Source organism: Coprococcus sp. AF19-8AC, from assembly GCF_003603115.1.
Classification (GTDB): Bacteria; Bacillota; Clostridia; order Lachnospirales; family Lachnospiraceae; genus Coprococcus; species Coprococcus aceti.
Genome location: NZ_QTMI01000002.1, coordinates 643,090 through 663,416 on the forward strand (window position 1 = coordinate 643,090; position 20,327 = coordinate 663,416).

Sequence of the window (20,327 nt, forward strand, 5' to 3'; positions counted from 1 at the left end):
ATATAATATAGAAGAAACTGCCATGTGTGTGTGGCGGGCAGTTACATATTAAATGAGATATAAAATGATTGTTGATTGGAGGAACTGAATATGAAGGTTTTAATGTTGAATGGAAGCGCGAAGCCGCAGGGCAATACATACCGTGCACTTTACGAGGTAGGCGAGCAGCTCAAGAAAGAGGGAATAGGCTATGAGATATTCCAGATCGGAGCAGCTCCACTGAGAGACTGCATAGGCTGTGGACAGTGTACGGAAAAAGGCTGTGTGTTTGATGACGATAAGGTAAATGAGTTCGTTGCCAAGGCAAAGGAAGCAGACGGACTGGTATTTGGAACACCTGTATACTATGCTCATCCAAGCGGACGTGTGCAGTCATTCCTTGACAGAGTATTCTACAGCAGCGGCCGTGCATTTGCATTCAAGCCGGGTGCATCTGTGGCGGTTGCAAGACGTGGCGGAACATCAGCATCATTCGATGTGATGAATAAATACTTTGGAATATCACAGATGCCGGTGGCTGGCTCTACATACTGGAATCTTGTACACGGACGCGTGCCTGGAGAGGCTGAGCTGGATGCGGAGGGTATGCAGACCATGAGGAATCTTGCTAAGAACCTTGCATGGATGCTCAAATGCTTTGAAGCCGGCAAGGCAGCAGGTGTTGCGCTCCCTGACACAGAGAGAGGCAACCAGACGAACTTTATAAGATAAATTAGTAAAGATTATAATATCGTGAAGCAAATGACAAAGATTGAGTTTAACCTAAATCAGAACATAGTGTTAATGGTAGAAAGAGAGATTACATATGTAATCTCTTGAACTATAGTCAAGGTATGGAAATGGTAAGTATTCAAAGTTGGGATGGTGTTCATGTTTCTGGTGAAAAAGGATATATGATTTTAGGCCTTTGAGGATGAGACCTTATTTTAGAGAACAAAATAGGATTCCATTTTATTGCAGTTTGAGGGTGGAGGCTTTTGCATAGATATTCCAGTAGCTTTAATTCTAAAATGTCAGTGAATGTAGTTGATGTTAAGAATATGAGAACGGGAAAGGTGTATACATTTTTGGTGGTCCACGATGGCTGGAGTACCACAACAAGATACATAGCAATGAAAAATACTGGTGCGAGCTATGTCGCGTGTCAAACATCGATAAAGGTTCCGTCAAAAAAGAAGTAGAGGAGAAGAAAATATGAATATGGCAATTGTTGTGGCTGCCATCGGAGTTGTGGCAGTCCTTGTATCAATAGTTGGTATAGCGACTAAAAAGATGCCTTTGGTGATTACGGCAATGGCATTATTAGGTATTTGCATAATAGTTACGGGGGTAGAATTGTATAATGCACAAATGTGGCAGGAAATAGCTGTTGGGGCATTTGCTGTAGGGGGATTGTGCGTATGTGCATCTATTATTATGATGATAATTAGGTGGAAAAGAAAGTAGGAATTTGTAATAATGTCTGGTGCCTTTGCCACTGGAGATAATTTTAAAAATCATCATCTGTATCAATATAATCCGGCCTGTTGTTGTTCATGGTCTCCTGACTGGAGAGCGTTCTCTGGCGCTTTTCCTGGCGGTAGGCATTGGGCGACATGCCGGTGGTCTTGCGGAAGATCTTGTGAAATGCCTCAGCGGACTGGTAGCCGCATGAAAATGCAATACTTTCTATAGAAAGCTCAGATATGGTAAGCATATGCTGGGCTTTTGTTATGCGGAAATTCTGCAGGTATTTCACAGGACTCATCCCGGTGTACTGCTTGAACAGGTCGGAGAAATAGCTTCTGTTGATTCCAACGTAGTCGGACAGCTCCTCCACCTTCATCGGCATACTGTAGTGGTTCTGGATATATGAAATTGCGTGGTTCACATATGCATTTCCCGACGGAGCCTCCAGCTTATCCTTCTGTGCATTTGCAATTACTGAAAGTGCGAGATAGAGCATACCCATAAGTCTGTAGTGGTCTGCGTGATCCGAGGTGTTGTGGGCAAGCATATCAAACACGTACTTTTTCAGTTTATCGCCATCCTCGCAGGTGAAAATAGGTTGGTTCTGTGTCAAGCCAATACTGCTCAGCGTGTCCTGAGCACATCTGCCAGAGAATCCGAACCATACGTAACGCCACGGATGGTGCTCGTCTGATATATATGTCGCTGGGGTGTCCGGTTCAATGAGGAACCCCTGCCCTTTTTTCAAATGATAATGTGCCCCTTTCACATAAAAGTCGCCCTCTCCCTCCAGCACGAAATGTATGAGGTAGAAGGTCTTGACCGCAGGCCCTGCCTTGTGGAGCGGCTCGGTTATTGAGTGACCGAACACATTCAGGTAGAGATCTGTGTCATTTTCCTGGGGAAATTCCATAACAATCTTATTTTCCATTTTGTATACTCCGTAGTTATTTTATATCCGAGTATACCACATTTACGAGAAAAAACAATCTAACAAATGGACATATATTTGCAACGCTATGCCATGTTCAAAATCTGTATATTGTTATAGAATTATATTCACAAAGCAAGAAGCGCAACGGCGTAGCGCAGAAAATGTGCGCAATATGGACAACAAAATAACGGACATTAAGAAAAAATATAAAAAGATGGAGAAAGGTGGAGTTACAGACAATGAAGAAAATCGCAGAATTAAAGGAAATTATCGCAGGTGGAGAGTTTGACGAGAAGCTTGCACAGATCTATCTCGACAAGGATATGATCCCATACAACAGGGAAAGATATGTAAAAGCTCTTGATAAATTTACAGAGTTATTCGGAGATCAGGAGGTTGCTATCTACAGCGCTCCCGGAAGAAGCGAGGTGTGTGGAAACCATACAGACCATCAGAACGGACATGTACTTGCTACATCAATCAACCTTGATGCCATAGCAATTGTGGCACCTAGAGAGGACGGCGTGATCGAGCTTGTGTCAGACGATATGCCTAAGGAAGTTATCAATGTAAATGATATCGAGCAGGATCCTGCACTTGAGGGAACAACAACAGCGCTTATCAAGGGTGTTGTTGCAGGAATCAGAGACTACGGATTCAAGGTAGGCGGTTTCACGGCATTTGTGACAAGCGATGTGCTCATGGGAGCTGGGATGTCATCATCAGCAGCATTTGAGAGCCTTATAGGAACTATCCTTTCAGGCCTCTACAATGACATGAAGGTATCATCTGTAGATGTGGCAAAGATCGGACAGTACGCAGAGAACGTATACTTCGGCAAGCCATGCGGACTTATGGATCAGATGGCATGTGCAGTCGGAGGACTTATATATATTGATTTCTTCGACAAGGCAAATCCTGTTATCAAGCAGGTTCCGGTTGACTTTGAGGCTCATCAGTACAGCCTGTGTATCGTTGACACAAAGGGTTCACATGCAGACCTCACAGACGACTACGCAGCAATCCCTGCAGAGATGAAGCAGGTTGCAAATTACTTCGGTGAGGAATTACTCAGCAGAGTTTCAGAGGAGGACTTCATCAGCAAGGTTGGTGAGATGAGAGCAAGCGGCAAGGTGAGCGACAGAGCAGTCCTTCGTGCGCTTCACTTCTACACAGAGCAGGATAGAGTTGCAGAGGGCGTTGCAGCGCTTGAGAATCAGGAGTTTGACCACTTCCTCGACGTGATAAAGAGAAGTGGAGATTCATCATTTAAGCTTCTTCAGAATATATACAGCGCAAAGGATCCACTCACACAGAACGTATCAATAGCACTTGGCTTCTCAGAGAAGTTCATCGGCGAGGATGGTGTGTGCAGAGTACACGGCGGCGGATTTGCCGGAACCATCCAGGCATTTGTCAAGAACGCGGCTGTTGCTGAGTACAAGAAGAACATAGAGTCGATCTTCGGAGAGGGCGCATGCCACGTCCTCAAGGTGAGACCTTACGGCGGAATCAAGGTAGTTGAATAGATATTTGCGAAACATAATTGAAATGTAGTGTCTGAGGCGCTTTAACATACCAATCAAGGGTCGCTTTCGCTTATTTCTGTCTGCAGCGTATGTAACAGCTGGCTTGCCAGCTGTTGCGGGTAATAGTCAATGCAGATTTCTTAGCATTGACTATTACCTAAGGACCGGCGGCCTCGTATTCCCCTGATTTGGTAATGTTAAATTACCTCAAACATAATACAGGTTTATGGGTTTCGCAAATATCTGTGCGAGAAAAATATAAGGATATGTAGAAAGAAGGGTTACAATCATGATAGATACAAATATCAAGCAGCTTGTTGAGTACGGAATTGCAAATGAGCTGATAGAGGAAGAGGACAGAATATATACAACCAACACCATCCTTGAGATGCTGAAGAAGGACAGCTACGAGGAGCCGGGTGAGGTGCCAGCTATAGATACACCGGAAAAACTTGAGGAGTGTCTCAAGGAGATTCTGGATTATGCAGTTGAGAATGGACTTATCGCAGAGGATTCGGTTGTCCTCAGAGATCTGTTCGACACGAAGATCATGAATGCGTTGGTTCCAAAGCCAAGCCAGATCATAAAGACATTCAGAGAGAAGTACGCAAAGTCCCCAGAGGAGGCGACAGACTTCTACTACAAGCTCAGCAGAGCTACAGATTACATCAGAACATACAGAGTTGCAAGGGATATCAAGTGGGTAAAGCCTACAGAGTATGGTGATATCGACATCACCATCAACCTTTCAAAGCCCGAGAAGGATCCGAAGATGATCGCCCTTGCCAAGACCATGTCACAGTCATCATATCCAAAGTGTCAGCTTTGCATGGAGAACGAGGGATATGCCGGAAGGATCAACCATCCTGCAAGGGAGAATCACAGGATCATCCCTATAGAGGTAAATGGCAGCAAGTGGGGCTTCCAGTATTCCCCTTATGTATATTACAATGAGCACTGTATCGTGTTTAACGGACAGCACATCCCAATGAAGATAGAGAAGGCGACATTCCAGAAGCTCTTCTCATTTGTGGGTCAGTTCCCTCATTACTTCCTGGGATCAAATGCAGACCTTCCTATAGTAGGTGGTTCAATCCTCACACACGATCACTTCCAGGGCGGACGTTATACATTTGCCATGACAAAGGCACCTGTTGAGACAAAGGTTACATTTGCAGGATATGAGGATGTCGAGGCAGGAATCGTGAAGTGGCCTATGTCAGTCATCAGACTTGACGGAGAGGATCCAGACAAGATCATAGAGCTTGCCGACAAGATTCTCGGCGCATGGAGAGGCTACACAGATGAGGATGCGTACATATTCGCGGAGACAGACGGAGAGCCTCACAACACGATCACTCCGATCGCAAGAATGAGAGATGGCAAGTACGAGATGGACTTAGTCCTTCGTAACAACATCACCACAGAGGAGCATCCACTTGGTCTCTATCATCCATGGGAGCAGTATCACAACATCAAGAAGGAGAACATCGGACTCATCGAGGTTATGGGACTTGCGGTGCTTCCTGCAAGACTCAAGGGCGAGATGGAAGAGCTTGCAGAGGTTCTTGTGGCAGGTGGAGACATCAAGGCCCACGAGAATATAGCAAAGCATTACGACTGGGTACAGACTTTCATTGGAAAGTACGATATAAATGCGGATAACGTACACAAGATACTTCAGGATGAGATCGGCGATGTATTCGCAAAGATCCTTGAGTGTGCAGGCGTTTACAAGAGAGATGAGGCCGGAAAGGCTGCATTCCTCAAGTTCGTAGATTATGTGAATGCACAGTAATATAGTGTGCACTAAAAATGTAATAATATATGTGTATCTGTGACAGACGTATTCCATAACTAATATTTATTAATGCCACATTTTATTGTGCATAACAGGATGTAGTGGTATAGTGTTGGAGAAAACGTCATTGCAAAATAAAAATGTTTATAAACTGGTGATCGACATTTGCGCAAGACATGAACAGTGCCCCCAAAAGCACAGGTGTCTGGCAGATGGTTATGAGTCACAGTATCATAAAGGAGGAAAAACATTATGAAAATTTTGGTAACAGGCGGAGCAGGTTATATAGGAAGTCATACATGTGTTGAATTGCTTAATGCAGGCTATGAGGTAGTCATTCTCGACAACCTTTACAATGCCAGCGAGAAGGCAGTCGACAGAATCAAGGAGATAACAGGAAAGGATCTCACATTCTACAAGGCAGATATCCTTGACAAGGAAGCTATGGACAAGATATTTGCAGATGAGAAGCCTGACTGTGTAATACATTTTGCAGGACTCAAGGCAGTTGGTGAATCAGTTGTAAAGCCACTTGAGTACTATCAGAACAACATCACAGGAACTCTTAATCTGTGTGAGGTTATGAGAAAGAACGGATGCAAGAACATCATCTTCTCATCATCAGCTACAGTATACGGTAATCCTGCATTTATCCCTATCACGGAGGAGTGCCCAAAGGGAACACCTACGAACCCATATGGCTGGACAAAGTGGATGATCGAGCAGATCCTCACAGACCTCCACACAGCAGATCCAGAGTGGAATGTAATTCTTCTCCGTTACTTCAACCCAATCGGAGCTCATAAGAGCGGACTTATCGGAGAGGATCCAAAGGGTATTCCTAACAACCTTCTTCCATATGTTGCACAGGTTGCAATTGGAAAGCTTCAGAGCGTTGGAGTATTTGGCAATGATTACGACACACCGGATGGAACAGGTGTGAGAGATTACATCCATGTAGTAGACCTTGCAGTTGGACATGTAAAGGCTATCAACAAGATCAAGGAGAATCCTGGAGTTAAGGTATACAACCTTGGAACAGGCAATGGCTACAGCGTCCTCGATGTTATCAAGGCATTCAGCAAGGCATGTGGACATGACGTTCCATATGTGATCAAGGACAGACGTCCTGGCGACATCGCAACATGCTACTCAGACGCTTCACTTGCCAAGAAGGAGCTTGGCTGGGAGGCTCAGTACGGAATCGACGAGATGTGTGCTGATTCATGGAAGTGGCAGTCGATGAATCCAAATGGATATAATGACTAATTCCAAAATATAAATAACATAAAGTGACAGGGCACCGACAAATACTATATACAATCAGATGTAGATTTGCCGGTGCTCTTTTCTGCGTATTGACTTTTTAAAAGAGACGTTGTATAAGTAAGTAAACTACGCTTTCTGCGGTCTTTGTTAATTATGCCCTTTTTTAGGGCTTTATCAGATAGAAATGGGTGTTTGACATATGAGACTAGAAATACTGCTTTCGTGTATGAACCTTCAGGATGAGGATATCATAACGAAATCCCATATAGAGTCCGACACGATCATAGTCAACCAGTGTGGATATGATGGGTACAATGAATATGACAGGAACGGACATAAGACAAGAATTTTTTCGGTGAATGACAAGGGTCTTACCAAGAGCAGGAACTATGCTATAAAGCATTCCGAGGCGGATGTGTGTCTGCTGTGTGATGACGATGAGGTGTTCAGCAGGAATTACGAAGAAGGGATACTGACTGCGTACAGAGATCTGCCAGAGGCGGATGTCATCATATTCAACATAGGCAACAGACCTGCCCATTGGGGCGACATGCCTAAGAAGCTTGGATATCTGGATCTCATGCATGTGGCATCCTGGCAGATATCATTCAAGAGAGAGAGCATAGTCAATAATAATGTATATTTTGATGAGCGCATGGGTGCGGGCTCGGGCAACGGAGCTGAAGAGGAATTCAGATTCCTCACGGATTGCAGGAAGAACGGACTTGCAATATATTATGTACCATTTGTCATAGCGGATGTTGCGCAGACAAAGTCAACATGGTTTAAGGGGTATAACGAAGAATTTTTCATAAACAGAGGTAATACGACAAGATACATCATGGGTTATGTACCGGCGGTATTGTACGCAGCGTATTACAGTATAAGGAAGAGACATCAGTTTGACAGTGATATATCATGGTTTAAGGCCTTCAGACTTATTATGAAGGGAATACATGAGAACAGGTTAGGGAAGAAGAAATGAGTGAAAAAATATTAAGTGTGATAATTCCGTCTTACAACAGCAAGCCATATCTTGACAAATGTCTTGGATCACTTGTTGTTCCGGAGCTTATGGACAAAATAGACGTGATAGTGGTAAACGATGGCTCGACAGACGGCAGTGAGAGTATATGTGAGGAGTACATTGAGAAGTATCCTGACAGCTTTTCACTTATTAATAAGGAGAACGGAGGACATGGCTCAGCGATAAATGCCGGAGCTGAGAAGGCCAGGGGCAGATACATGAAGGTGCTTGACGCCGACGACTGGTTTCTCACAGAGAGTATTCCTGAGTTTATAGGAAAGCTCGAGAATGCCAGTGCGGATGTTGTTCTGACATGTCACCACACCATCAATATAACAACAGGGGAGATAAAGAACTGGAGATGTTTCCCTGATGAATTCGACAGAGAATATACTATGGAAGAGGTCATGTCAGACTGGAAAAAATTTGACAGAAGCCTCACATTCCATGGAATAACATATAGAACACAGTTTTACCGTGAGAATGGAGTCAGACTTGCAGAAAAAGTATTCTACGAGGATCACGAATATGCGACATATCCATGCTGCTTGGCAAAATCCATACTGCCACTCGATATGTTCGTGTACGAGTACAGGATCGGGGATGTGTCCCAGAGCGTATCCGCGCAGAATCAGCTCAAGAGAATCGACCACACCAAGATGGTCATAGTAAAGATGCTCAAGAACAGAGAGGACATCTCGGAGCAGTGGGCCCTTGAATACTGCGACAAGAAGATACATCTTCTTCTGCTGAGCTTCATGGTAACTTCCATGTTATGCGATTCCGACAGAAAGAGAGGTGTTGCACGGGTAGATCAGCTTATGAGTTATATAGTCAAGAGAGACAGACACGTCGTTGATATGACATTGAAGCATTATAAGATACTTAAGCTTCTGAATGCTGCGCATGTGGGTCTGGAAGGCTACAACAAAATGCTTAATTCAAAGCTTTACAACAAGGTAAGGCACAATAAGAGTTTTGAATAGATTTACTATGGAGGATTAACGAAAAATGAAAGTAAAAAGCGGAAGCTTTTTAGAAGTTTTTAATTATAAAGATCTTTTAAATCAGCTTGTTTCAAGAGATATAAAGTTAAAGTATAGAAGAAGTTTTCTTGGATATGTGTGGAGTATCCTGAACCCATTGCTCATCATGATCGTAATGGTTATCGTATTCTCCAAGATGTTCAACAGATCGATACCACACTTCCCTGTGTACCTTTTTGCAGGACGTATACTGTACGAATTTGTAATAGGTGCATGTGGTAAGGCACTTGGAAGTATAACAGATAATTCGTCACTGCTTAAGAAAACGTATGTGTCAAAGTTTATGTTCCCGCTGGCAAAGATCACAAGCTCACTTGTTGACTGCCTGTTTTCACTGGGAGCGTTTCTTATCGTTATCATATTCACACGTTCACCATTTTACTGGACGATGCTGTTGTTCCCGTTCATATTCCTTCAGGCCTATATATTTGCCTGCGGATTGGGCTTTTTTCTTGCACAGCTCCATGTATTCTTCAGAGATACAAGATATATATGGAATGCGGTCACCACAGCGTGGATGTACTGTTCAGCGATATTCTATCCTATAGATATGCTGCCAGACTGGTTGAAGTTACTTGTGAATTACTTCAACCCACTGTATGTATATATCAAGCAGTTTAGATGCATAGCGCATCAGGGAGTGATGCCTGATCTCACTACTATCGGTCTCGGATTCCTCTATGCATTCTTTTTCTTTGGACTGGGAGTGCTGTGTTTCAAGAAGAATCAGGACAAGTTCATTCTGTATATTTAGGAGGTGTGGCAGTTGGCTAACGTAGAAGAGAAAAAGAACGAACTTGATGATAAGAAGATTTTCACCTCAAATGCACAGCGTACAACAACTGTGGCAAAGGGTGAGACCATTATAGAGCTCAAGGATGTGACCATAAGATTCAACAAGAACAATCTGAAGGTGGACAATCTGAAAGAGTATTTTATAAGACTTGTGACAAAACAGTTGATGTTCCAGGAGTTCATAGCGTTAAAGGACATCAATCTTGATATAAAGAAGGGCGAGGCGTGGGGCTTCGTTGGAACCAATGGTGCCGGAAAATCCACCCTGCTCAAGGTAGTCAGCAGAATATTGAAGCCTGCCAGCGGTACTGTTAAGGTATCGGGAACTGTGGCAGCTCTCATAGAGCTTGGAGCCGGAATCGATCCACAGCTCACGGCCCGTGAGAATATATTTCTCAACGGAACTCTGCTGGGATATTCAAAGGCATTTATAGAGTCAAAGTTTGACGATATAGTTGAGTTTTCAGAGTTGCAGGATTTCCTTGACTCTCCGGTCAAGAACTTTTCTTCAGGTATGAAGACCAGACTTGCATTCTCCATAGCGACGGCGGTTGAGCCGGATATTCTCATTGCGGATGAGATACTTGCTGTAGGTGATATGCGATTCAAGAAGAAGTGTGCGGCCAAGATGACTGCCATGCTGGAGGATGGAACGACCCTGCTGTATGTATCCCACAACATAGCTGCTGTCAAGAAGCAGTGTAACAAGGCTATGTGGCTGGATCATGGAAATGTAGTTATGGTGGGAGATGCCGATACGGTATGCGATGCATTCAAGGCCGAGATGGATGCACCTGCACCGGCAAAGGTCCAGAGCAAGGACAAGAAATAACAAGAAATAACAAGAAATCAGGCAAGATGTTTGATATACAACACAGGAGGATTGGATAATGTTACAGAATGTGAAGTTGCAGAATGTGATGCTGCAGATGAATCTGGATGTGAACTTGATAGAGTATCCTGAATTCAGCGCCATTGGAAAGGGAGAGGAATCACCATTTATATACGACTCAGAGAAGAAATGCCATGTTGTAGAGAAGCTCACAAAGGTTAATTTCATGAGCTATTACAACTGCATTCAGGTAAAACGCTGGTCGGAGTATACAGGGGTAAAGAACTTCAAGCTTCACCTCACAATGAAGGGAAAGGCTACAATATCCGTATATGCAATATATTCAGCATCCGTTGCGGTTACCTACAATCCACTTGTATCACAGGTAGTTGAGAGTGATGAGGTTTCAGAGGTGGTTGTGAACATACCGGAGACAGATAAGGCTCTTGTAGGTTTCTATATGGATACCCTGGAAGATACAGAGATATACAGCGGATACTATTCTGCTGACATCGAGGAGGACAGAATAAGGGATGTAAATATCTCTCTTGTCACAACAACATTCAAGAAGCAGGAATATATCAAGCGTAATATAGACCTCATCAAGTCAAATGTACTCTATGATGGAAGTGACCTCAAGGGACACATGTTCGTACATGTCATTGACAATGACAGAGAACTCGATCCATCAGAGCTCGACAGTGAGGATCTCAAGGTTTATATGAATAACAACGTAGGTGGAGCCGGTGGTTTCACCCGTGGAATGATAGAGGCACTGGAGCTTCCAAAGAAGCCTACACATGTACTTCTCATGGATGATGATGTTATGGTCATGCCAGAGAGTTTGTTCAGAACATATTATCTGCTCAGACTCCTCAAGGACGAGTACAAGAAGTGCTTCCTGAGTGGTGCCATGTTCGATTACGATATACGCCAGAAGCAGTATGAGGACGTGGGATTTGTACACAAGGCAGACGGATCATACGGTCCGGTCAAGTCGGCTATGGATATGAGGCTTCTCAAGAACATAGTTGCAAATGAGAACTACAGCTTCAATGTCGATGATGCATATGCAGGCTGGTGGTACTGCTGTATACCTGTGGAGCACATCGAGGACAGAGGATTACCACTTCCTGTATTTGTAAGAGGAGATGACGTGGAGTTCTCACTGAGAAACAAGCCGGGATTCATAGCATTAAATGGTATCTGTATATGGCATGTGGGATTTGCAGGCAAATTCAACGCTGCCATGGAGCTTTACCAGGTTCACAGAAACAGTTTTGTTATCCAGGCGGCAAGCGGAATATGCCAGGATGTGGATTTCCTTGCGAGAGTAAAGGGAATGTTCTGGAAGGATATAACCAGATTTGCATACAACAATGCTGAGCTGCTCATAGATTCCATTGAGGATTACCTCAAGGGACCAGAGTATATCATGCATCTTGACGGAGAGCAGAGCCTCAAGGAGCACAATGCTAAGAACGAGAAGCTTGTGCCGCTGGCAGAGCTTGGCTATGCAGGGGATCTTCCTACAGATCCATACAAGTATGAGAGTCTTAATCTGTTCCGCAAGGCAATGTATGTGCTCACGATAAACGGACATCTTCTTCCAAACTTCATGCTTAGAAGAACACCGTATATCATCGCGTACGACTGGTTCTTTGTTCCGGGAAAGAATTACATGAAGAAGACTCTCGTTGCCGTGAACAAGAACGGTGGAACAGGAGTCAGAAGAACGATCAACAGAAAGCGTTGTTTTGCGCTTATAAAGAGATATAGAAAAGTATTGGCTAAATACAAGAAGACACATGTGGAAGTTGAGCAGGCTTACAGAAATGCATTTGACGAGATGAAGACAACTAAGTTCTGGAAGGAATATCTGCATATATAAAGTGATATGGAAGGAGTATCTTTAGGGTATGGCTACTATTAAAGGTATAAAAAACCGTTTGGCGGCTGCGGGAAGAGCACTGGGGGGAGATTACACCTCAGAGAAGAACGGTTCGAAGCCAAAGGATAAGCTCAAGGCGTCCCAGCGAGTAAATGCGGCGCAGAGGGCGATGAGCGGTGATTACGCTCTCAGAGACGGCAAAAAGCCTGTTGTAAAGGTCGAGCCTGCTGAGATCAGGATGAATAAGGTATTCACCACGAAGGAAAAAGCAGAGCCTGAGATCAAAGTGTTTGAGAAGCAGGAGAGTGCCAGACAGAGAGAAGAAGAGCGAGTAGAGTGGAGAAAGAAAGCGGTGAGACGCGACAGCGACAAGACAGTCGGATGCATACATCCTGATTACTGCTGTGGCTGCGGCGCGTGCTACAGTGTATGTCCAGTAAATGCTATAAGCATGAAGTATGATTCAGAGGGATTCCTTGCTCCTGTAGTGGATCGCAGCAAATGTACAAACTGCGGTTTGTGCAGAAAGATCTGTCCATCTATAAATCTTGAGTATAAGAACACTGTCGAGCCTGCATGCTATGCGGCATATGCAGACGATGAGATAAGGGCAAAGAGTTCGTCAGGTGGAATATTCACACTGCTGGCTGAGTATGCATTTGAGCAGGGTGGAGCTGTATGCGGAGCAGGATACACAGACGATTTCAAGGTTGAACACTTTATCATAGAGAGCCCGGATGATCTGGACAAGCTCAGAAAATCCAAGTATGTTCAGGCTGATGCATCGAAGGTGTATGCGGACGTTAAGAAGATACTCAAGGAAGGCAGAGTGGTAGTATTCTGCGGATGCGGATGTCAGGTCGCAGGACTTTACGCAACACTCAAGAATGTGGATATATCAAATCTCTACACAATAGATCTGATGTGCCACGGCGGCCCATCGCCAAAGCTGTTCGATGATTATCTGAACAAATACCACGGCAAGGATCAGGGCAAGGTTGCTGATGTTGGATTCAGAGACAAGGACTATTTCGGTTGGTCTACAGAGATGACTGTAAAGTATACTGACGGAACAGTTTATCACAGAACAAGGACACAGGATCCGTATTACAGAGCCTTTCTTCCTTGTATATCAACGAGAAAGTTCTGTGGACACTGCGCATACGCGAAGCTTCCGAGAACAGGTGATATAACACTTGCGGATTTCTGGGGAATCCAGAAGTACAACAGAGATTACACTGACGGCAAGGGAACATCGATCGTGTCGGTCAACAGTCCACAGGGTGAGAAGATATATGCAGCCATAGCGGACAAGCTGCTCCTGAACAAGGAGATTCCGCGTGATGATGTGCTTAAGACAGGACAGCCTTTTGACCACTGCTTCAAGAATCATCCTGCCAGACAGAGATATTTTGAGCAGATAAATAATGGCTCATCCATGGAGAAGGCATACGATTATGCCATAAAGGACAAGTACGATGTAGGTATATATGGCGTGTGGTTCGGTGCAAACTACGGAAGTGTTGCTACCTATTACGCACTTCACGAGATCATCAGATCATTTGGTCTGTCAGTGCTCATGATAGACATGCCTGCAGCCAAGACCGGAGCCGGCAAGCCTGACACCCATGCGAGAAGATTTGCAAAGGCACATTACCATGAGAGCAAGAGATACACACTGAAGGATATGAGAGAGCTCAATTCCAAGGTCGATACATTCATCATGGGATCAGATCAGGTGTGGAACAGAGGTATAAGCAGAGGCTTCGGCTTCTCATTCTATTTCGATTTTGTTGAGCCGGATAAGAAGAAGATCGCATTCTCTGCATCATTTGGACATGACAGGGATTTCTGTAATGTACAGGACAGGGAGACGATATCTGAATACATGAGACAGTTTGATGGAATATCCATCAGAGAGACCAGTGGAGTTGAGATCTGTAAGGATGTGTATGGAATAGATGCGGTGAGAGTTCTCGATCCTGTATTTGTTGCAGACAGAAAGGTATTCGATTCACTGGCAGACAAGGCAAAGAAGAAGCACGATGGCAAATATATGCTTGCATATATACTTGATCCAACTCCGGAGAAGAGAGCCGCAGTGGTTGAGGTTTCAGAGAAGCTCGGCCTTGAGGTAGTTGTTCTTCTGGACGGACGTCCAAAGGACCCGGTGAAGAACCGTCAGATCATGGATATGGACGACAAGATCGTCGACGACATAACAGTCGAGGACTGGCTGAACTATTTCAGAAATGCAGATTTCGTTCTCACTGATTCATGCCACGGAATAAGCTTCTCACTTGTATTTGAGACAAACTTTATCGGACTTGCAAACAGTGCAAGAGGAATGACAAGATTTGAATCCCTCGTGGATGTATTCCAGGTGAGAGATCATTACGTTCAGGATGCGGCAGACATTCTTGGAAATGATGAGCTGTTGAAGCCTGTGGATTACGACAATGTCAATAAGATACTTGTGTCAGAGAGGGAGAGATCCCTTGCATGGCTTAAGGAAGTATTGTTCAGACCTAAGGAGTTTGAGGGTTATAGAGCATATCCAATTATAGATAAGAGATTGGCGGAAGATAAGGAGGATTAAGTAACATGGCAAAGTATGATTACCTCATAGTAGGAGCCGGATTATTCGGCGCAGTATTTGCATACGAGGCAGGCAAGAGAGGCAAGAGCTGTCTGGTTATAGACAAGCGTCCACATATTGCCGGCAACATTTACACAGAGCAGGTGGAGGGTATAAACGTTCACAAGTATGGCGCACATATATTCCACACATCTGACAAGAAGATCTGGGAGTATGTAAACCAGTTTGCAGAGTTCAACAACTACATTAACTCACCTGTAGCTTCATACAAGGATGAGCTGTACAACCTTCCATTCAACATGAACACATTCAGCAAGATGTGGGGAATCAAGAAGCCTTCAGAGGCAAAGGCAATCATCGAGAAGCAGATCGCAGATCTGAACATTGGAGAGCCAAAGAACCTTGAGGAGCAGGCACTCAAGCTTGCCGGTACAGATGTGTATGAGAAGCTTGTCAAGGGATACACAGAGAAGCAGTGGGGAAGACCATGTACAGAGCTTCCTGCATTCATTATCAAGAGACTGCCTCTGAGATTCATATACGACAACAACTACTTCAATGACCGTTTCCAGGGAATCCCAATGGGCGGATACACACAGATCATTGAGAAGATGCTTGAGGGCGCTGAGGTCAAGACTGACACAGATTACTTCGATTTTATCAAGGAGAATCCTGACATCGCAGACAAGACTGTATACACAGGTATGATCGATGAGTTCTTCGGATTCCAGTACGGACCACTTGAGTACCGTTCAGTAAGATTCGAGACAGAGGTACTCGATGAGGAGAACTACCAGGGAAATGCTGTTGTGAACTACACACACAGAGATGTTCCATACACAAGAATAATCGAGCACAAGCACTTTGAGTTTGGAAAGCAGCCAAAGACAGTTATCAGCCGTGAGTATTCAGCAGAGTGGAAGCCGGGCGTAGAGCCATACTACCCTGTAAACAACGACAAGAACAATGCGCTTTACGAGAAGTACAAGGAGCTTGCAGAGACACGCAAGGATGTAATATTCGGCGGAAGACTTGGACAGTACAAGTATTATGATATGGACAAGGTAATCGCAGCAGCACTTGAGTGTGTTGAGGCAGAGTTCTAATCGTGAGATAGAGCATATTATAAAGCCATACAAAGGGACGCATACCGGAATACAGATTTTCCGTATATGCGTCCTTTTTGCGTGCCGGAAGCATGGGTGATACGGCAAAATAAAAAAGATATACACTTTCAACAGAACGTGATAAAATTATACTAATTATGGGCATGTTGTTTGGTGGATATGGTGCCCAGGGGGTAAAAATTAAAAGGGTAAAGGGTGTATATGTTATGACAAGGAAGAGGATTGCGGTACTGACAGCCCAGGCTGATGAGTACACCCAGGGTAGATTCCTCTCGGGGTTTTTTGAGAAGGCATTTCAGCTTGATTATGATGTGTGCGTGTTCTCAATGTATCTGAAGTATCAGGATACAGCTAGCAGAGAAGTGGGGGACGCCAACATATTCAACCTGATAGAATTTGACAAATATGATGCGGTGGTCATATGTACTGACAGGATCAGGACGCCGGGAACAGAGGAGGGACTCCGGTGGCGTGTGGAGCATGAGTTTGATGGCCCGGTACTGATAGTCGGCGACGAGATAGAAGGATATAAATCCATAAATATTGATCACAGAAAGAATATATGCGGGCTTATGGATCATCTCATAGAAGTGCACGGATACCGTGATATAGTGCTGCTTGATGGCTGGGAGAATACTGCCAATTCCGAGCTGAAGAAGCAGGGATTCTTTGACAGCATGAAGAGTCATGGTATCGATGTGGATGAATCGTCGGTCTACTATGGCAATAACTGGTTTGACTCAGGACGCCAGACCGCAATGGAGATAACAGAGAACAGAGACAGACTTCCACAGGCTGTGGTGTGTGCCAGTGATCACATGGCACTGGGGCTGGCGGCTGAGCTGGAACAGAGAGGCGTGAGGGTCCCTGAGGATATAGCGATAACGGGATATGACGCTGCGGAGACGAACGATGACAGAGTCATACCGCTGACATCGGTTGATATACCTGCAAAGGTTGACGGCGAGTACGCCGCAAAATGGATAGACGCAGAGATAAACGGAAGATCTCTGGAGAACTATAGGAGCAGTGCGTCTATACACTGGGGAAAAAGCTGTGGATGTGAGCAGTGTACGGAGAAGCCGGGAAAGAGAGACGTGACGGCATGGGATATGAACGCTCAGCCGGGAAGCTATGGTTCATACTATAACCATATGATGGAGGATCTGTTATCCCAGAGAGATTACAGGGAATTCTACAATACCATATTCCAGTATGCCCACACGGATGGCAACATGAGCAGTTTCAGTCTCTGCCTGAATGAATATTGGAAGTTTCCTGAGGTCATGATGGGGTCAAATGCACTGAGAGTCGGATACACGAAGAATATATACAGGGTCATCAGAAGCTGCGGTGATGGAGACGGTGCGATAGATTTCGATGACTGTTTTGACGTGTCCAGACTGATACCTGAGCTGGATGCAGACAGGGACAGACCTGAGGCTTACATATTCACTCCACTCAATTTCGACGACAGATGTTTTGGATATGCGGTTGTGAGCTATGGAAGCGAGTGCAGGGCGTACGATATTTCATATAGCACATGGATCAAGCAGATCATGCAGGGCATGGAGGCGTTCTACAGACAGGCGAGTCTTCAGAAGCTTCTGGACAAGGTCAATGCATCGCAGATCCGTGATGATCTGACCGGAGTGTACAATTATAACGGATTTATGGCGAGGTGCAGGGACATGTGTAACGATGCCGTTGCACATGGCAGGAGCATTGAGCTGCTGGCTATAGATATAAAGGGACTGGGACAGATAAATGCAAGTCTCGGCAGAAAGGTCGGGGACGAGGCCATACAGGCACTTGCCAGAATGATCTCGGCATCCCTTGAGAAATCAGACGTATGTATGAGAATGTGTAACGATGAGTTCATCGTGGCATATCAGGTGATGGGAGATGCGGAGGATCACGCAGACGCCATAGTTAAGAGTGTGGAGAGCCGTACCAGGGAGTTTAACAGGACAAATGGCGACAATTTTGTCATGGAGATATGCTATGCGGTGGACAGACAGATGGTTGCGAATGCGGAGGCTCTGGACAACTATGTGAACGCACTCATAAGCAACAAGAACAATGCCAAGATGAAGGCGTACATTGAGAGCACGAGAAATGCAGAGCTGTCACAGGAGGATATAGAGAAGGACAAGCTTGCCACGGAGATTCTTGACAGGAATCTGCTCACATATCATTTCCAGCCTATAGTTAATGCCCGCACAGGTCAGATCTATGCCTATGAGGTGCTCATGAGATCGGCAGGAGAGCAGTACATGTCTCCTCTCGACATAATACAGAGTGCTGAGAGACTTGGACGTCTGAGCGATGTGGAGAGAGCCACATTTATCAATGTGTTGAGACTCGTTGAGGACAAGCGAGAGGAACTTGAGGGCAGAAAGATATTCTTTAACAGTATACCGGGCTGCAGGCTGTCGGAGGAGGACACCGCTGTCATAGAGAGCAAACTCAGGGAATTTGGTGGACAGGTGGTCGTGGAATTCACCGAGGAGGCTGAGATGGGCGACCAGCTATTGGATCAGATAAAGGACAAGTACGGCAGGATGAACATAGAGACCGCCATAGATGACTATGGCTCAGGTTATTCAAATGTCAACAATCTTCTCAGATATATGCCGCGTTACGTGAAGATAGACAGGATGCTCATGACAAATATACATGAGGATCCGCAGAAGCAGCATTTTGTTAAGGATATTATAGAATTTGCGCATGACAATGATATCGTCACTCTGGCGGAGGGCGTTGAGCTGGATGTTGAACTCAAGGAGGTCATCAGACTTGGCGCAGATCTCATTCAGGGTTACTACACGGCGAAGCCTTCACCGGAGGCGATTGCCGAGATAGATAAGAGGATCATAAACGAGATAGTCCAGTACAATCAGAACGAGATCACAAAGTATGGCAAGAAGACCTATGTCATAACCGATGAAGACGAGATATCGATGGTTCAGCTTGCATTTAACAAATATACGGCGCTTGATTTCAAGAAGATAGATGACCAGTACAGGTACGTCAACATGACAGGTACACCGGGCTTCAAGTCCAACATGCTGATAACCATAGGAGACGGCTTCAGAGGCGAGCTCAGGGTGGACAGCATAAGCCTTGGAGGAGAGAAGGGCATACCTTGTATAAAGATAGAAGACAACTGCGATGTCAGGATAGTCCTCACCGGGGACAATGAGCTGCGCACAGGCGGTATACAGGTAGCCGAGTCGTCAAAGCTCGAGCTTGCCGGAGATGGAGATCTGAGGATCACACTTGCGGGTGGCAGATACTTTGGAATAGGAAACGATTTTGCGTCGAGACACGGAGATCTGTATTTCAATCAGGATGGAACGCTGTCCATAACGGCCACCGGAATGAGGGGCATTGGAATAGGATCCGGCCTTGGCGGTAATATATATATTGGACACGGACGATACGAGATAGATCAGAGAGGTCAGGAGGGTGTGATGATAGGCTGTATGGACAGCGACTGCACTCTTCACATAGAGAACTGCGACATGGAGATATACAATGGAATCGCCAGAAGTGTATCCATAGGCTCATATAACGGAAGCGCGGATATAGCTATTGACAATATATCCGGCAAGATATCCGGGGCATCCATATCGACAGCAGTCATAGGAACCATGAATGGAAAGTCCTGCAGGGTTGCCATGAAGAATATCAATATTACCATGAACATCAGGGCAAATGAATGTTATGGTATAGGCTGCCGTGAGGGCGATACGGACGTCAGCATACAGTACGCTTACGTCAAGGTGGTGGCACAGGGCAAGGATGCCTACGCCATGGGTAACAGCACCCACACCGCCAGACTGGAATTTTCCAACTCGGATATCAACACACAGGTGATCAACAGTGTGGGAACTGATATAGGTGCAGAGGAGAAAAATATCGTGATCGGTAACGGCAGAGTGAGCTTCATGGTGAACGGAATATCAAAGAACAGGGAAGTGCAGATGACCGATCTGTAAGCGCCTATTCCGAAGCGTACAGTT

At 45.0% G+C, this 20,327-nt stretch carries 14 protein-coding genes; 13 read left to right on the forward strand and 1 reads right to left on the reverse strand.

The window, feature by feature from the left end; all coding sequences use genetic code 11:
* Window positions 1-90 precede the first annotated feature (90 nt).
* Both DWX57_RS07595 and DWX57_RS07600 read left to right on the forward strand, forming a co-directional pair.
* Window positions 91-711 carry a flavodoxin family protein gene (locus DWX57_RS07595; RefSeq protein WP_117550134.1) on the forward strand — a complete coding sequence of 207 codons (621 nt, stop codon included), beginning with the start codon at window positions 91-93 and terminating at the stop codon, window positions 709-711.
* A gap of 483 nt (window positions 712-1,194) precedes the next feature.
* Window positions 1,195-1,446 (forward strand): hypothetical protein, encoded by a 252-nt coding sequence (locus tag DWX57_RS07600; RefSeq protein ID WP_055222234.1) that lies wholly within the window; start codon window positions 1,195-1,197, stop codon window positions 1,444-1,446.
* A 43-nt stretch (window positions 1,447-1,489) separates the two neighbouring features.
* On the opposite strand, the gene DWX57_RS07605 is transcribed toward DWX57_RS07600, so the two are convergent.
* Complete coding sequence (locus tag DWX57_RS07605; protein WP_117550135.1) at window positions 1,490-2,380, reverse strand: AraC family transcriptional regulator; 891 nt, start codon at window positions 2,378-2,380, stop codon at window positions 1,490-1,492.
* Window positions 2,381-2,622: 242 nt separating this feature from the next.
* Between DWX57_RS07605 and DWX57_RS07610 the strand changes: the two genes are divergently transcribed.
* The 11 genes from DWX57_RS07610 to DWX57_RS07660 all read left to right on the forward strand — a co-directional run bounded on the left by DWX57_RS07610 (window position 2,623) and on the right by DWX57_RS07660 (window position 20,303).
* Window positions 2,623-3,912 carry a galactokinase gene (locus DWX57_RS07610; protein WP_120123414.1) on the forward strand — a complete coding sequence of 430 codons (1,290 nt, stop codon included), beginning with the start codon at window positions 2,623-2,625 and terminating at the stop codon, window positions 3,910-3,912.
* A gap of 289 nt (window positions 3,913-4,201) precedes the next feature.
* Window positions 4,202-5,710 (forward strand): UDP-glucose--hexose-1-phosphate uridylyltransferase, encoded by a 1,509-nt coding sequence (galT, locus tag DWX57_RS07615; protein WP_120123417.1) that lies wholly within the window; start codon window positions 4,202-4,204, stop codon window positions 5,708-5,710.
* A 255-nt stretch (window positions 5,711-5,965) separates the two neighbouring features.
* The gene (gene galE / locus DWX57_RS07620; protein ID WP_117550141.1) at window positions 5,966-6,982 is read left to right on the forward strand and encodes a UDP-glucose 4-epimerase GalE; all 1,017 of its coding nucleotides are present in this window, start codon (window positions 5,966-5,968) and stop codon (window positions 6,980-6,982) included.
* A 199-nt stretch (window positions 6,983-7,181) separates the two neighbouring features.
* Entirely contained in the window at window positions 7,182-7,967 is a 786-nt protein-coding gene (locus tag DWX57_RS07625) for a glycosyltransferase family A protein (protein WP_242859110.1), read from the forward strand.
* The gene (locus DWX57_RS07630; RefSeq protein WP_118758373.1) at window positions 7,964-8,995 is read left to right on the forward strand and encodes a glycosyltransferase family 2 protein; all 1,032 of its coding nucleotides are present in this window, start codon (window positions 7,964-7,966) and stop codon (window positions 8,993-8,995) included. Before DWX57_RS07625 ends, DWX57_RS07630 begins: the two co-directional genes overlap by 4 nt.
* A 25-nt stretch (window positions 8,996-9,020) precedes the next feature.
* Entirely contained in the window at window positions 9,021-9,809 is a 789-nt protein-coding gene (locus tag DWX57_RS07635; protein ID WP_015534593.1) for an ABC transporter permease, read from the forward strand.
* A gap of 12 nt (window positions 9,810-9,821) precedes the next feature.
* On the forward strand, window positions 9,822-10,682 hold the full coding sequence (locus DWX57_RS07640; RefSeq protein ID WP_330410609.1) for an ABC transporter ATP-binding protein: 861 nt from the start codon (window positions 9,822-9,824) through the stop codon (window positions 10,680-10,682).
* A 58-nt stretch (window positions 10,683-10,740) separates the two neighbouring features.
* Window positions 10,741-12,573 carry a glycosyltransferase family 2 protein gene (locus DWX57_RS07645; RefSeq protein WP_015534594.1) on the forward strand — a complete coding sequence of 611 codons (1,833 nt, stop codon included), beginning with the start codon at window positions 10,741-10,743 and terminating at the stop codon, window positions 12,571-12,573.
* Window positions 12,574-12,601: 28 nt separating this feature from the next.
* A complete protein-coding gene (locus tag DWX57_RS07650) occupies window positions 12,602-15,172 on the forward strand; it encodes a polysaccharide pyruvyl transferase family protein (protein ID WP_120123419.1) in 2,571 nt (856 codons plus the stop codon).
* A 5-nt stretch (window positions 15,173-15,177) separates the two neighbouring features.
* A complete protein-coding gene (glf, locus tag DWX57_RS07655; RefSeq protein ID WP_015534596.1) occupies window positions 15,178-16,278 on the forward strand; it encodes a UDP-galactopyranose mutase in 1,101 nt (366 codons plus the stop codon).
* Window positions 16,279-16,505: 227 nt separating this feature from the next.
* Window positions 16,506-20,303, forward strand: coding sequence for an EAL domain-containing protein (locus DWX57_RS07660; RefSeq protein WP_243106191.1), 3,798 nt, complete (start codon window positions 16,506-16,508; stop codon window positions 20,301-20,303).
* Window positions 20,304-20,327: the final 24 nt, after the last annotated feature.

Bases quoted from the DNA above. Each gene is read 5' to 3' on its own strand.
- DWX57_RS07595 (WP_117550134.1), top strand. From the start codon at position 91: ATGAAGGTTTTAATGTTGAATGGAAGCGCGAAGCCGCAGGGCAATACA.
- DWX57_RS07600 (WP_055222234.1), top strand. From the start codon at position 1,195: ATGAATATGGCAATTGTTGTGGCTGCCATCGGAGTTGTGGCAGTCCTT.
- DWX57_RS07605 (WP_117550135.1), bottom strand. From the start codon at position 2,380: ATGGAAAATAAGATTGTTATGGAATTTCCCCAGGAAAATGACACAGAT.
- DWX57_RS07610 (WP_120123414.1), top strand. From the start codon at position 2,623: ATGAAGAAAATCGCAGAATTAAAGGAAATTATCGCAGGTGGAGAGTTT.
- galT (WP_120123417.1), top strand. From the start codon at position 4,202: ATGATAGATACAAATATCAAGCAGCTTGTTGAGTACGGAATTGCAAAT.
- galE (WP_117550141.1), top strand. From the start codon at position 5,966: ATGAAAATTTTGGTAACAGGCGGAGCAGGTTATATAGGAAGTCATACA.
- DWX57_RS07625 (WP_242859110.1), top strand. From the start codon at position 7,182: ATGAGACTAGAAATACTGCTTTCGTGTATGAACCTTCAGGATGAGGAT.
- DWX57_RS07630 (WP_118758373.1), top strand. From the start codon at position 7,964: ATGAGTGAAAAAATATTAAGTGTGATAATTCCGTCTTACAACAGCAAG.
- DWX57_RS07635 (WP_015534593.1), top strand. From the start codon at position 9,021: ATGAAAGTAAAAAGCGGAAGCTTTTTAGAAGTTTTTAATTATAAAGAT.
- DWX57_RS07645 (WP_015534594.1), top strand. From the start codon at position 10,741: ATGTTACAGAATGTGAAGTTGCAGAATGTGATGCTGCAGATGAATCTG.
- DWX57_RS07650 (WP_120123419.1), top strand. From the start codon at position 12,602: ATGGCTACTATTAAAGGTATAAAAAACCGTTTGGCGGCTGCGGGAAGA.
- glf (WP_015534596.1), top strand. From the start codon at position 15,178: ATGGCAAAGTATGATTACCTCATAGTAGGAGCCGGATTATTCGGCGCA.
- DWX57_RS07660 (WP_243106191.1), top strand. From the start codon at position 16,506: ATGACAAGGAAGAGGATTGCGGTACTGACAGCCCAGGCTGATGAGTAC.